The sequence below is a fragment of the Agrobacterium tumefaciens genome (assembly GCA_025559845.1).
Lineage (GTDB): Bacteria > Pseudomonadota > Alphaproteobacteria > Rhizobiales > Rhizobiaceae > Agrobacterium.
The window spans coordinates 1904560-1917758 of record CP048470.1; the positions used below are offsets into that span (position 1 = coordinate 1904560).

Annotated in this window: 11 protein-coding genes; 6 read left to right on the forward strand and 5 right to left on the reverse strand. The window is 57.4% G+C overall.

Annotated elements, in window-relative coordinates; all coding sequences use genetic code 11:
* Positions 1 to 14 precede the first annotated feature (14 nt).
* From FY156_25100 to FY156_25120, 5 genes are read left to right on the forward strand one after another with little or no spacing between them, the layout of a single operon-like run.
* Entirely contained in the window at positions 15 to 1337 is a 1323-nt protein-coding gene (locus FY156_25100; protein ID UXS04729.1) for a phosphatase PAP2/dual specificity phosphatase family protein, read from the forward strand.
* Positions 1334 to 1771 (forward strand): hypothetical protein, encoded by a 438-nt coding sequence (locus FY156_25105; protein UXS04730.1) that lies wholly within the window; start codon positions 1334 to 1336, stop codon positions 1769 to 1771. The genes FY156_25100 and FY156_25105 overlap by 4 nt, the downstream gene beginning before the upstream one ends.
* On the forward strand, positions 1771 to 2421 hold the full coding sequence (locus FY156_25110) for a 1-acyl-sn-glycerol-3-phosphate acyltransferase (protein ID UXS04731.1): 651 nt from the start codon (positions 1771 to 1773) through the stop codon (positions 2419 to 2421). The genes FY156_25105 and FY156_25110 overlap by 1 nt, the downstream gene beginning before the upstream one ends.
* On the forward strand, positions 2418 to 3350 hold the full coding sequence (locus tag FY156_25115) for a phosphatidate cytidylyltransferase (protein ID UXS04732.1): 933 nt from the start codon (positions 2418 to 2420) through the stop codon (positions 3348 to 3350). The genes FY156_25110 and FY156_25115 overlap by 4 nt, the downstream gene beginning before the upstream one ends.
* A gap of 55 nt (positions 3351 to 3405) precedes the next feature.
* Positions 3406 to 3891 (forward strand): hypothetical protein, encoded by a 486-nt coding sequence (locus FY156_25120; GenBank protein ID UXS04733.1) that lies wholly within the window; start codon positions 3406 to 3408, stop codon positions 3889 to 3891.
* Positions 3892 to 3940: 49 nt separating this feature from the next.
* Here the strand turns inward: FY156_25120 and FY156_25125 are convergent, their stop codons facing one another.
* Together FY156_25125 and FY156_25130 are read right to left on the reverse strand one after the other, a co-directional pair.
* Positions 3941 to 5257 (reverse strand): replication-associated recombination protein A, encoded by a 1317-nt coding sequence (locus tag FY156_25125; protein UXS04734.1) that lies wholly within the window; start codon positions 5255 to 5257, stop codon positions 3941 to 3943.
* Between the two features lie 227 nt (positions 5258 to 5484).
* A complete protein-coding gene (locus tag FY156_25130) occupies positions 5485 to 7896 on the reverse strand; it encodes a membrane-bound PQQ-dependent dehydrogenase, glucose/quinate/shikimate family (protein UXS04735.1) in 2412 nt (803 codons plus the stop codon).
* A gap of 127 nt (positions 7897 to 8023) precedes the next feature.
* Between FY156_25130 and FY156_25135 the strand changes: the two genes are divergently transcribed.
* Positions 8024 to 8944, forward strand: a complete 921-nt coding sequence (locus tag FY156_25135) for a LysR family transcriptional regulator (GenBank protein UXS04736.1) — start codon at positions 8024 to 8026, stop codon at positions 8942 to 8944.
* Between the two features lie 63 nt (positions 8945 to 9007).
* On the opposite strand, the gene FY156_25140 is transcribed toward FY156_25135, so the two are convergent.
* The 3 genes from FY156_25140 to FY156_25150 form a co-directional block, all read right to left on the reverse strand.
* Complete coding sequence (locus FY156_25140) at positions 9008 to 9973, reverse strand: magnesium and cobalt transport protein CorA (GenBank protein ID UXS04737.1); 966 nt, start codon at positions 9971 to 9973, stop codon at positions 9008 to 9010.
* Between the two features lie 96 nt (positions 9974 to 10069).
* The gene (locus FY156_25145; protein UXS04738.1) at positions 10070 to 10966 is read right to left on the reverse strand and encodes a lipid kinase; all 897 of its coding nucleotides are present in this window, start codon (positions 10964 to 10966) and stop codon (positions 10070 to 10072) included.
* A 95-nt stretch (positions 10967 to 11061) separates the two neighbouring features.
* On the reverse strand, positions 11062 to 12975 hold the full coding sequence (locus FY156_25150) for a potassium transporter Kup (GenBank protein ID UXS04739.1): 1914 nt from the start codon (positions 12973 to 12975) through the stop codon (positions 11062 to 11064).
* Between the last annotated feature and the right edge of the window lie 224 nt (positions 12976 to 13199).

Here is a 13199-nt window from a genome sequence, read left to right on the forward strand (position 1 = left end):
ACATGGGGGAGGGAATGACATCCGTTCCGGCGGGCACGCGAGGCGCTGTCGTTCGAGCGGCCGTGCTCTGGCTCCTGTTTCTCGCACCTTTCTTCTATCTCACCTATGGCGTGGCAAACTGGCTGGCATCGCTGAGAGAGCATGTTCCTAACCTTGCTTTCGCCTGGGAAAAGAACATTCCATTCTTTGCCTGGACGATCATTCCCTATTGGTCGATCAACGCCTTTTATGCGCTGTCTCTCTTTGTCAACGAGACGTCGGACGATGTGACCCGCCTGGTGCGCCGTTATCTGACGGCGCAGATCATCGCCATCGCTTGCTTCCTCGCATTTCCCCTGCAGGCCATTTCCGTTCGACCGGAAACTCATGGTCTTCCGGGTTTCATGTTCGATGTCCTTGGTGGTTTCGACAAGCCGTTCAACCAGGCGCCTTCGCTGCACATCGCCCTGCTGGTGATCATCTGGGATCATTGGCGCAGGCGGCTGACGGGCGTTTGGCGGGCGACCTGGCATGCGTGGAGCCTGCTGATCGGGATATCGGTGCTTACCACCTGGCAACATCACATTATCGACATTCCCACCGGTGCGCTGCTTGGACTGTTTGCGCTTTGGCTTTTCCCTGTCGCTAACGCGTCGCCGCTTTCGGGCTTTACCCTCACGACCGACCGAAAGGCACGGCGGCTGGCGTTCGCCTATGGTGTTGTCGCCGGGGCTTTCCTGCTGTTTGCTGTCATCTCGGTGACTAGCAACGGTGCAGGGCTTTTGTGGCTCTGGCCGAGCCTGGCTTTTCTGCTCGTTGCGATCGGTTACGCTGGCGCAGGGCCGCAGATATTCCAGAAGCAGCAGGACGGGACTGCGAGCCTTGCAAGCCTTTGGTTGCTCTGGCCCTATCGATTTGGTGCACGGGTAAACCGCTGGTGGTGGACACGGAGCCTTCCGGCCGCGATCGACATCGGTGGTGGCGTTTTTCTCGGACGTGTTCCGAACCGGGGTGAGCTCGCCCCCTATACCGCAGTGGTCGACATGACTGCGGAATTTCTGGCGCCTGGCGAAGAGCGCATTGATTGGCGCGCGATCCCGTCGCTGGACCTGATGCCACTTACTGGAGCAAGTATTCGCGAGGGAGCGCTCGCGATCGATGACGGTCGTGTGCGCGGGCGGGTTCTGATTTGCTGCGCACTCGGCTTTCAGCGGAGTGCCGCTGTCGCCGCTTGCTGGCTTGTGCGTTCCGGGCGTGCGGCCGACGCGGCTGCGGCGGCCGTACAGCTCAAGGCGCTTGGCCGACCGGTTCACCTGAAGTCGACGATCTTTGCGGCGATTGATGAGGCGGCGCGATGAAGGATTGGACAACAGAAGCGGCAGGAGTGGCCCGGAACCTGCGGCGAAACGGCATAGGCGGGGGGCTTCTGGCGCTTTTTCTTCTGGCTGTCGCCCCAGTAACAGCCGGCGCATACGGGTTTACGGCCGCACTGGGATGGTGGTTGCTGCTTGCGTTCTGCCTTGTTCCTCTCGCGCTCGCTGCTCACCTCCTGTTTGACGCATTGCTGTTTCGAATGGCTGCATCATACGACAGTGAAGAGGTTGGTCTGATGGCGATTGACGATGTGCTGGCACGCATGGGACTTCGACCAAAACCAACGGTTCCGGCGCCCCTGTCTCAACGTGTGTCCGGATGCCGTCGGCTTGTTCTCCTGCAATGGTCGGCCCTTTCCATTGGCATCCTGCTCTACGCAGTTCTTCTGCTTGATGCGATGGATGGAGGACGACCTTGATGGGCCACGCCTCTCTGCTTCAGATCGTTTCCGGTTCCGTACTCGCCGTCCTTGCTCGGGGGGTGACGGGTGTGCGGCCTATTTGGGCCGGATCGCCACCGAATGGACGCCAGCGGATCTACTACGCCAATCACGCAAGCCACGGCGATTTCATTCTTGTCTCGACGTGCCTGATCCCGGCTGAGCGCAGCCGGACGGCGGCCGTCGCCGGGGCGGATTATTGGGGATCTGGCCGTGTCCGCCAATTCATTTCCCGCAGGCTGCTGCAAACGGTTCTTGTCGAGCGCAATTGGGTAGAGCGTACGGCCGATCCGATGCAGGTCATGCTTGGCGCGCTCGATTCCGGTCAATCGCTGATCTTCTTTCCCGAAGGCACGCGCAACATGACGGAGGAACCGTTGCTCCGGTTTCGTTCCGGCCTCTATAACCTCGCCGCGGCCCGACCGGATGTCGAACTCGTTCCCTGCTGGATCGAGAATATGTCCCGCGTTTTACCCAAGGGCTCTCTATTGCCGATACCACTCCTGTGCCGGGTGGTTTTTGGTGCGCCTGTGACGCTTCAAGAGGGCGAGGACCGCAAGGATTTTCTTGATCGCGCCCGGCAGTCGCTTCTTGCGCTTGCACCCCGAAAGGATGGAAACAGCCGATGACCGAAGACACTACGCGCCTCTTTTTCGGGCTTGTCGGTATCTTGTTGACGGCGAGTGTCATTGCCGGTGTGCTGTCATGGCGAAGCCCCAAACCCTTGCCGTCGACACTGGTCAATCTCAATGCACGCATCAAGGCATGGTGGATCATGGTGGCGGGCATCAGCTTCGCCTTCCTGATGGGCACAGGCGGTGTTTTGCTACTTTTTGCCTTTGTTTCCTTCGCTGCCTTGCGGGAATATGTAACGCTGACCAATACCCGCCATGCCGACCGCTGGACACTGCTCGGCATGTTCCTGATCATCATTCCGGTTCAATATTATCTGATCTGGATCGACTGGTACGGGCTCTATTCGATCTTCATTCCGGTTTACTGTTTCCTTGCCATGCCTGCGCTCACGGCTATGCGCGGCGATACCTCCCGGTTTCTCGAGCGTGTCAGCGAGCAGCAATGGGGTATCGTGCTTGCGGTCTACTGCATCAGCCATGTGCCGGCCCTGGTGACCCTGCCCATTCCCGGCAATGAGGGACGCGGCCTGCTGTTGATCGCCTTCCTGATTGCGACAGTGCAGGGTAGCGACGTACTGCAATACATCTTCGGCAAACTTTTTGGCCGTCACAAAGTCGCTCCGGGTGTCTCACCGTCCAAGACCTGGGAAGGTCTGATCGGTGGTATCGCCAGTGCGTCGCTGATGGGTGCGGGCCTCTATTGGTTGACACCTTTTTCGCCCGTCGAAGCCGGCGTTTTGGCCGCGCTCTCTTGCGTCATGGGCTTTTTCGGAGGGCTCGTCGCCTCTGCCATCAAACGTGACCGGGGTGTCAAGGACTGGGGCCACATGATTGAAGGCCATGGCGGCATGCTGGACAGGGCGGACAGCCTGGTTTTTGCCGCGCCCGTATTTTTCCATATCGTCCGTTACGCGTGGACATAGTTGTCTGCAACGCTTGTCCGTGGACCATCAACATAAGTGAATTAAAGGACCGATTATGAAACGTCGATTGCTCGCTGTTGCCCTGGCTCTTTTCCCGTTTGCTGCCAAGGCCAACTGCCTGCCGCCGTGGCAGACATTGTTTGCCTGCGACATAGCGGGATCGAGTGCGCGTGCGGAGTTCTGCGAAATCGCCGATCCTGAAAGCCATAAGAGCCTCAAAAGCCATTATTATACTTACGTGGTCGGAACGAAGCCGGCCGAGCTCTATTTTGAAGCGGATGGCTACTATTTTTCGACGAAAGACACTGTATCAGGTCATCCGACCGACCTCGCAATGGGCGTCGGCTTGGCAAACAAGAACTACGTTTATTCGTTCTTCGTGACAGAAGATAAGAAGCTTGACGGAAAGATCCGTGAAGCCGAAATCCGCGTCTACAAGTCTCTGGATGCCTTCAGCAATGACACGAAGAATAACGAGCAGCTTCGCCTCCAATGCAAAACCAGCTCCATCGTTGCAAATCAGGACAACATTCGTCCCTGAGAATCGAAAGTCGAAGGCATTCATCTCTCGGACGGCTTGCGGCTGGTAATCAGCGTTTGTCTTCGAAACGGCGCGGGGTGGCGTGACCGGTTACCTGATCCCAGTGTTGGTCCGCTCTCCGTTCGAAAGTTGCGGCATCGCGTGCATCGCTTTGATAGAAGGCGCCGCGCGGCACGTCCGGGGCATAGTCCTGATCACTCCAGCCGCGCAGATCGTCGTGCGGGAAGGCATATCCGACATGGCCGAGTGCGGCAGCACCCTTATAGTGCGCGTCTCGCAGATGCATAGGCACTGCTGACGGTGCTTCATTGGCCACATGGGCGAGTGCCAGCGAAATACCCCGGCAAGCCGAATTCGATTTCGGTGCGCGCGCCACGTGGAGTGCGGCATGCGCCAACACGATCTGTGCTTCGGGATAGCCGATTTTCTCGACGGCATGGAGAGCTGCAACAGCGGTTTGAAGTGCCGTATTGTCGGCGAGGCCCACATCTTCCGAGGCATGGATCATGATACGGCGCGCGATGTAACGTGGGTCTTCTCCGCCATGAACCAGTCGTGCCAGCCAGTAAAGTGTCGCATCCGGATCGGAGCCACGCATGGACTTCACGAAGGCCGAGACGACATCGTAGTGCGCATCACCGGAACGGTCGTGGTTGACAGGCGCTGCCGCGTAAGCCTCGTCGACCATTGTTTCCGTGATGAGAACCGCTTTACCCGAAGGATGGCCAACGACAAGTCCTTCCAGGACGGTGAGAGCGCGTCGCGCATCACCTCCTGAGCGCCCGGCGATCCGCCGAAGGAGTGCTGGTGCGAGCTGCACCGTGATGCCCTGACCTTCGAGATGATCAAGGCCACGGCGCAAGACTTCCTCCATCTCCTCGATCGCCAAGGGCTCCAGCTTCAGGATGGTGGAACGGGAGATGAGAGCGGGCGTCAGCGTATGATAGGGGTTGCCGGTTGTCGCTCCGATGAAATCAGCGACCCCTTCCTCGCACAGTGCCAGGAGATGATCCTGCTGCGTTGCGCTGAAGCGATGCACCTCGTCGGCAAACAGCAATGTCGGGCGCATCCGAGCCTCGTCCGCTATTTTGCGGATGTCGGCAACGTTGTTGTGTGCCGCATGCAATGGCCTGAAATTCTTTCCGAGCATGTTGCCGATGGCGCGGGCAATGGAGGTCTTTCCGAGGCCGGGCGGCCCGTAGAGAATGATGCTGCCAAGCCGGCCTGCCGCAATGCGGCGACGAAGCATCGTCCCTTCACCGAGAACCTTTTCCTGACCTATGACATCGTCAAGCGTCGCGGGGCGCAATTCAGCGGCGAGCGGCATGGAACCGGGACGGGGTGCTGCATCGAAAAGATCGGTCATGCTGGCCTCGCATAAAGGTTTTCCGTCCGGCCGCTATATCGCTGCTGCCGGTGAACGGGATAATCCTCGTCTATCGGCTCGTAGAAGCAGGGTCAAACGACAGAACATGCCAGGTGGGCAAAACTCTGCCCAATGTCAGCCAGTGTTCAAATCGACCTCCTGTCGATGACCGTTATGGCCTCTATGAAAAAGGCCCCGGAAAAATCCGGGGCCTTCTCGAGGTTCTGTTAGTTCTTTTCAGGAAGTGCGTAACCAATCACGTAGTCGCCACGCTCCGGAGAGTTGCGACCTCCTCCGGCGGAAATGACGACATATTGCTTGCCATCACGCGCCACGTAGCTAATCGGCGTTCCCTGACTGCCGACAGGAAGGCGTGCCTTCCAGGCCTCCGCACCCGTCGCGCTGTCGATCGCGCGGAGGTAGAAATCCTGCGTCGCGGCAAAGAACACCAGACCACCCTTTGTCGCCAATGACCCACCGATCGTCGGCATGCCGATTGGTATCGGTGCATGCATCTTGATACCGAGGGGGCCAGTGTCCTGAACAGTACCCATTGGTATCTGCCAGGCAATCTTCTGGGTTTTCATGTCCACGGCAGTCATCGTTCCAAAAGGTGGCTTTTGGCAAGGAATACCGAGCGGCGACATGAAGCGGTTCTTGGCAGTGATTGCGTAAGGTGTGCCGACGAGTGGCTGGGCGCTCGACGCCGTGATTTGCGCGTTTTCATCGCCGTTGCTGGCCTTCGCATCTCCGTCATAGGGGACGAGCTGCACTTCGAGACCGAGGCGCATATCGTTGAAGAAGGCATAGTTGCTGGTCGGGTCGTAGGACACACCACCCCAGTTGAGGCCGCCGAGCGAGCCCGGCAAGTTCAACGATGCATCAGTGCCAGGTGGTGTGAACAGGCCCGTGTAGCGCATCGACTTGAACTTGACGCGGCATACGAGCTGATCGAAAGGCGTCGCACCCCACATGTCCGATTCGGTCAGAGTATCCGCGCCGATCTGCGGCATGCCGACGGAAATCGGCTGTGTCGGAGAATAGGTCTCGCCTGGCATATCACCGGCTGGCACCGCACGTTCCTCGACCTTTGTCAGAGGCTTGCCCGTGAGGCGATCCAGAACGAAGATTTGCCCTGCCTTTGTCCCAAACACCATCGCCGGACGGCCATCGAACTCGATGAGGGTCGGCTGCATCGGGACGTCGAAGTCCCAGAGGTCGTCGTGCACCGTCTGGTAACGCCACTTTTCCAGACCTGTTGTTGCATCTACCGCCAACATGGTCGCGCCATATTGGCGATCAAGTGGGCGACGCTTTACACCCCAGAGGTCGATGGCTGCGGAGCCAACCGGCATGTATACCGTGTTCGACACCGCATCCCACGACATTGGCGCCCAGACGTTCGGCGTCGATCGCGTCCAGATCTGTCCTTCAGGCAATTGCTTCATTCCCGGATCGCCCGGATCGAAGGCCCAGCGCAATGCGCCTGTCATCACGTCGAAGCCGCGCACGACGCCACCTGGCATATCAATCGAAACGTTGTCACCGACGCGGCCACCCACAACGATTGTCGTGCCGGCAAGTGTTGGTGCTGACGTTGGATAGTAATCGCCGGTCGCAGCGCCGGGACCCATGCCGACGTTCAGGTCAACAATGCCGTTGGCTCCAAAATCGGCGCAGGCAAGTCCGGTGTCTGCATCGATCGCGACAAGCTGCCCCTTGGTCGAGTTCATCAGCACCCGGCGTGTGCAAACCCCGTTTGCGGGCGCGGATGCCTGGATGATGGGACTGGACCCTGCTGCTGTTGGTTCGGCAACGGGCTTCGATGCGTCGAAGTAAGCGAGACCGCGGCAACGCTGCCAGTCATCGTTCGTTACGCCGGACTTGAATTCCCACTTCTTCTCGCCTGTTACGGGGTCGAGAGAAACGACATTGTTATGGGGTGTGCAGACGTAAAGAGAGTCATTAACCATCAGTGGCGTGGTTTGGTCTTCCGCGCCGCCGCCATCGCTGACAGGAAGATCGCCAGTTTTTGCCGTCCAAGCGACCGTCAGGTTGCCCACTGTCTCACGATTGATCTGGTCAGCCGGAGCAAAACGGTCGTGATTGTCATTTCCACCGTAGCTCGTCCAATCCGCCGGGCGGGAGACATCCGCCAGCTGAGGCAACGTTTCGTTTCGGATGACACCATGCGGCTGGAACATTCCCCAGACACCAACAGCGCAACCAAGAGCGATGACAACCGCCGTCGCGACGTAGCCGACACTCGAGGCGGCTTTCCCTCTCGCCTTGTTCAGCAGAGGCAGGCTCAGCAGCACCACGATCGCACCGATGGAAAGCGCGAAGTTGCGAGAAACAAGCGGCCAGAACTCTAGTCCAGCATCAAAAACGGACCAGGGAAGGGTGGCAAGCCAAACCAGGAGGAAGAGCGTGGCGCCGAATGGTCGCGCTATTATGATCGCAAGACCCGAAATAACCAGCGCCGCACCGGCGAGGACAAAATACCAGCTTCCACCAAGCAGTGCGAGCTTGCCGCCGAGTGTGACAAAAAATAGTCCTGCTGCACTGATCACCAGCCCCAGCAAAACCAGATAAAGTCGTCCGATCATGTTGATCGGCCGAGGGTTCGAGTTGTTCATGAATGAATCCTTATTTCAGTCGCGCTGGGTGGGAGGAAACCCTGCGCCGACTTGTCGCAGGACTTACGGCGCTCGTATCTATAAGACAAATCGAAATTTCGAAGATATCGATAAGGAAAACCAAACAATGAGTTTGCCGCCTATCCGGCATCTTGAAGCGTTCATGGCAGTCGCCCAAGCGCGCTCGTTCAGGGTCGCATCGGAACGGATGGGGTTGTCGCAACCTGCGCTCAGTCAGAATATTGCACTGCTGGAAAACTCGCTTGGAGTGACCTTGTTCACGCGCAGCACCCGAAGTGTTCGTCTGACTGCCGATGGTGCCGGATTGCAGGAACGTCTTGCGCCGCTTCTCCCGGCGTTGCGTGATGCCATAGAGGTCACACGCCGTCGCGCCGATTCAAACAAAACGCTCCAAGTCGGCATTCTTGCCTCTGCTGCGGTCAAATACCTTCCTGAAGCGCTCGTGCGATTTAGAGCGAACCATCCCGATGTGGTCGTCTCGGTGCGAGATGGAAGCGCTGACCAGTTGTTCGAAATGGTGCATCAAGGCAAACTCGATCTCGCCGTCGCAAGCTTTCTCCCGCACGACGACAAGGACGTCCATTTCAGCAAGATCATAGCAGACCCGTTCAGGGCAGTTTTTCGCCGTGACCATCCACTTGCGGGTAAGGGGGCTGTCTGCTGGTCAGAGCTTCTCGACTACGATTTCATCGGAGCCAACGCCGGCAGCGGCACCCGATATGCAGTCGATGAAGCGATGAAGAGCCGGAATATCGCGGTGCGGACGGTCATGGAGTTCGGTCACTACTCTGCGGTTGCCGGCATGGTTGAGGCTGAGATGGGTGTCAGTGCGCTTCCCCGCATGAACTGCCCGCCACCAGGTGATCCTCTTTTGTGCTCGGTCGAGCTGATAGACCCACCGGTTTTCCGCGACCTTGGAATTCTGACGAATAGCCGGGACGGAGGCATCACGCACTATGCGAGATTATTCCATGATGAGGTGGTTCATGCGGCGAGTGTACTGACAGCCGGTCTGGAAAAATCGTGATCAAGAGCCAAAGATCACCGTCGTCCAACGACGCCGAAGTGGCACTCTGCAGCCACTCGCGGCTTAAAGCCAGCCTGTCTTACGGAAACGATAATAGAGGGTTGCGCAAAGGGTGATGATGACCCCGATGACGGCTGGATACCCATATTCGCTCTTGAGTTCCGGCATATGCTCGAAGTTCATGCCGTAGATCCCGGCGATCGCCGTCGGCACGGCGAGGATTGCTGCCCAGGCCGCGAGCTGTCTCGTTATCGCTCCCTGGCGCTGCTGCTCCAGAAGGTTCGAAGCCTCGAAAACGGATGTCATGATGTCACGCAGGCCGCCAACGAGGTTTTCGACGCGACGAACATGGTCATAGACATCCTTGAAGAACGGTCTGGCATTGTCGTCGACACAGGGTAGTTCCAGATGTGACAGCTTGCCCACCACTTCGGCCATAGGGCCAAGGATGCGCTGGAACTTGATCACCTGTCTGCGCATGCGGAAAATTCGCCTGATCTGCTCAGGTTGCAGGAAGGAGACAAGGACGTGCCTTTCCATGTCGAGCACCTTGTCCTCCAGCGTCTCGACCATCGGAAGATAGCCGTCGACAATGAAGTCGAGGATGCCGTGCAGCACGTAGTCGGGTCCATGGACCAAGAGCTTCGGCGACTGCTCAAGCTGATGGCGCAGTTCCTTGTGGGATCGCGCCGAACCGTGTCTGACCGAGATCAGATGGTTCCTGCCGACAAACATGCAGGTCTCTCCATAAGCGATCTTGTCACCTTCCAGGTGGGCAGTCTTGGCGACAACGAACAGTTGCTCTCCATAGACATCCACTTTAGGCACCTGCTTGCCATTGATCGCATCTTCAACCGCCAGCGAATGCAGGCCGAACATCGTCTGCAGACAGGCCATTTCCTCACTGGTTGGATCGGTCAGTCCTATCCACACGAATTCTCCGTCTGTTGTGGCAAAGGGTTCGTTGGCAAGTGGGACTTCCTCGGCGCGTTTGCCGTTTCGGTAGAGGTAGGAGGCAACGATGGTCATAAAAATCCGATCCGATCAGGCACGACAAGAGCAGAGAGACTAAGACACGGCGTCCCTTGTTCCAAGCTTGTCTCTGAATGTACGATGGCAGTAGGGCTACGGTATAAATACCTTGAGCGCTTTCTCGATGATCGCAAACTGGACCGGGGTTTGCGTCTTGAGTTCGCCGTCCAGATTTACCGGGCGCGGTTTGCTTGTCTCTATCGTCAGAGCTTTGGTCGAAAAGGCGCGAACATCATCCCAATCTCCGTGCGTTCCGCGGCGGATTGCCGGTAACAATCCAAGCAGACGCCACCAATGATCGACTTCTAAACTGTAGAAATCGAGCATTCCGTCCGTTGCCGTGGCATCCGCATGAACGGCCATCCCGCCACCGTAGAAGCGACCATTTCCTACAGAAACCTGTAGGGTCCTGAGCTTCTCTGTATTCCCGTCGTGGTCGAGATGGGCAGTAAAAAGCCGTGAATTTGCAAGCAGTCGCGCTGCGACGAGGCCATATCCCAGTTTACCCCATCGCTTTTTCGCCTGTTGGGTCAGCGAGGCTGCGAGATCGGCGCTGAAACCGATGCTGGCGACGTTGAAGAACGCGTGCCCATTGGCGGTGCCAAGGTCGACCGCGGTCGTCTGACCTGCTGCAATAACGGCTGCGGCCATTCGAAGATCCTGCGGGATGCCCATGGTTCGAGCAAAATCGTTGGCCGTACCAAGTGGCAAGACGCCCAAGGGAAGCCCGGCCTCCAGCAATCCGGGAGCAGCATTGTTCAGGCTGCCATCACCACCGCCAACGATGACGAGGTCTACAGTGTCGCGATGGCGGACGATGAGGTCTGACGCTGATGACAAATCTTGCGAGGGCTCAACGATGCCGATACCCGCCTCTACAAGGTGATGTCGTGCCTGGGCAAGCCCCTCCCGTCCACGTCTGGAGTGGGGATTGACGAGTAGAAGCGCTTTTTTGGTCAGCCTTGCGTCGGCGATGGTCTCTGAGGTCATGCTGCTTCATATGTGCAGTGCAACACCAGAGTGCAATGAGGCTCTTTTGTCTCAAGCAGTCTTTATCAAAGCCAGGCTGGTCGCCTTCGAAGACACTAGATCGCCACCTGTTCGCCCAACTCAATAACGCGGTTTGGTGGAAGGTTGAAGTAGGCGGACGGATCAATCCCGATACCGGCCAGCGCAATATAGAGGTCTTCCTGCCACCACGGCAGACCCGTATTCGGTGTCGCGATGAGATTGCGGCGGCCGAGATAGAACGAGGTCTGCATGATCTCGAACTTGAAACCTTTTTTCTTGCAAAGCGGCAGCGCCTTGACGACGTTCGGATCGTCCATGAAGCCGAAATTCATGTCGAGGCGCATGAAATGCTTTGAAATTCGGGTGATTTCTACGCGTTCTGAGTTTGAGATGTAAGGCTTGTCATGCGTCCAGATCGTCAGGATCACATTCTGTTCATGAAGGACGTGGTTGTGCTTGAGGTTGTGGAGAAGAACACCCGGCGCTTTGTCCGGGACACTTGTCAGGAACACGGCAGTGCCGGGTACCAAGACAGGCGCATTGCGCGAACCACGATTGATGGAGCCTTCAAGCGACGTGATAAAGGTGTCGAGCGGGATGTCGTTTCGTGCAATCTTTTCTCTGAGATAACGAGACCCTTTTGTCCATGTCCACATGACAAGGATGATGACACCTGCCAGAGCCAGGGGCACCCAGCCGCCATCGTGAACCTTGAGGAGGTTTGCGGCAAGGAAAACCGCTTCGATCGCAAAGAGGGGCGCAAGCAGGATTGCTGCAGTGAAGGCAGATCTGCCTCTGACGGAACGAAGAAACTGGAAAGCCATCAGCGTTGTGACGACCATCGCTCCCGTTACCGAGATGCCGTAGGCGGTTGCAAGCGATTCCGAATCCCCGAACGAGAAGATCAGGACCAGCACGCCGATGAATAGAACCATGTTAACAGCCGGCACGTAGATCTGCCCAGTGTTCGTCTCGGATGTGAAGCGGATCATGAGCTTCGGCAGGAAACCAAGGTGAACGGCCTGGCGAGCAAGGGAGAATGCGCCCGTTATAACGGCCTGACTTGCGATCACAGTCGCCATCGTCGCCAGGATCACCATCGGAAGCAGCGCCCACTCTGGGTAGAGCAGGTAGAACGGATTTTCGATTGCCGCAGGGGTGCTGAGGACAAGCGCGCCCTGACCGAGATAGTTAAGGGCAAGAGCTGGAAACACAAGGATGAACCAGGCTGCGCTGATGGGTTTGCGCCCGAAATGACCTAGATCGGCATAAAGAGCCTCCGCGCCCGTAACAGTCAGAAACACTGCTCCAAGAACGATGAGCCCGGCCCAGCCCGCGTGCGTAATGAACCAAAGCGCATTGATCGGATTGAGCGCTTCGAGGATTGTCCAGTCGTCGCCGATATGGATAAGGCCGCCCCAGGCCATTGCCAGAAACCAAACGACGGTAATCGGACCGAAGAACTTTGCAACCGCCCCGGTGCCTTTCGACTGAACCGCAAACAGTCCAACCATTATGAGTGCTGACAACGGTAGAACATAGTCAGAGAAAGCCGGTGTAACCAGCTTCATTCCCTCCAAAGCCGACATCACGGAAAGGGCGGGAGTGATCATCGCGTCACCGATGAAGAGAGCAGATCCGACCAGGCCAGCGAAGAACAGCACGGGCATGTAGCTTCCTGTCTTCTTCATCAGAAGCGCGAGAAGCGATAGCGTGCCACCTTCACCATCATTATCTGCACGCAACAAGAATAGCACGTATTTGAATGTGACGATGATTGTCAGCGTCCAGATCATGAGGGAGATCAGGCCGACAACGTGCTCATGCTGAACACCGTTTGCCGTAAAAGGGCGCAGCGATTCCCTGAACGCGTAAAGTGGGCTTGTGCCGATATCTCCGTAGACGACACCAATGGAGCCGAGGAGTAAAACGAGAAACTTTCTGGTCTCAGACCGAGTGCCGGAGACTTGGGAGTTCGAGGACGTCATATGGTCTCCGGGCGTTCGGTCATTGCGGCTCTTTATGGTGCATCGTGAAACTTCACGCAATTCCCCTGTTCCAAGATCCGGACCGAGGTCGCGAAAATCGCACCATTTGATGCCTGTCGGATTTCATCTTTTAGCGACGTGCTTTGTTCGGCGAACGCATGGACCTCACGCTGGGGCTTAAACGCTGCTTGGACGCTTTCCGCTTTTTTCGCCTGATCAGGCGC

What these genes read in the sequence shown, in the direction of transcription:
- FY156_25100 (UXS04729.1), top strand. Translation starts at nt 15, where the DNA reads ATGACATCCGTTCCGGCGGGCACGCGAGGCGCTGTCGTTCGAGCGGCC.
- FY156_25105 (UXS04730.1), top strand. Translation starts at nt 1,334, where the DNA reads ATGAAGGATTGGACAACAGAAGCGGCAGGAGTGGCCCGGAACCTGCGG.
- FY156_25110 (UXS04731.1), top strand. Translation starts at nt 1,771, where the DNA reads ATGGGCCACGCCTCTCTGCTTCAGATCGTTTCCGGTTCCGTACTCGCC.
- FY156_25115 (UXS04732.1), top strand. Translation starts at nt 2,418, where the DNA reads ATGACCGAAGACACTACGCGCCTCTTTTTCGGGCTTGTCGGTATCTTG.
- FY156_25120 (UXS04733.1), top strand. Translation starts at nt 3,406, where the DNA reads ATGAAACGTCGATTGCTCGCTGTTGCCCTGGCTCTTTTCCCGTTTGCT.
- FY156_25125 (UXS04734.1), bottom strand. Translation starts at nt 5,257, where the DNA reads ATGACCGATCTTTTCGATGCAGCACCCCGTCCCGGTTCCATGCCGCTC.
- FY156_25130 (UXS04735.1), bottom strand. Translation starts at nt 7,896, where the DNA reads ATGAACAACTCGAACCCTCGGCCGATCAACATGATCGGACGACTTTAT.
- FY156_25135 (UXS04736.1), top strand. Translation starts at nt 8,024, where the DNA reads ATGAGTTTGCCGCCTATCCGGCATCTTGAAGCGTTCATGGCAGTCGCC.
- FY156_25140 (UXS04737.1), bottom strand. Translation starts at nt 9,973, where the DNA reads ATGACCATCGTTGCCTCCTACCTCTACCGAAACGGCAAACGCGCCGAG.
- FY156_25145 (UXS04738.1), bottom strand. Translation starts at nt 10,966, where the DNA reads ATGACCTCAGAGACCATCGCCGACGCAAGGCTGACCAAAAAAGCGCTT.
- FY156_25150 (UXS04739.1), bottom strand. Translation starts at nt 12,975, where the DNA reads ATGACGTCCTCGAACTCCCAAGTCTCCGGCACTCGGTCTGAGACCAGA.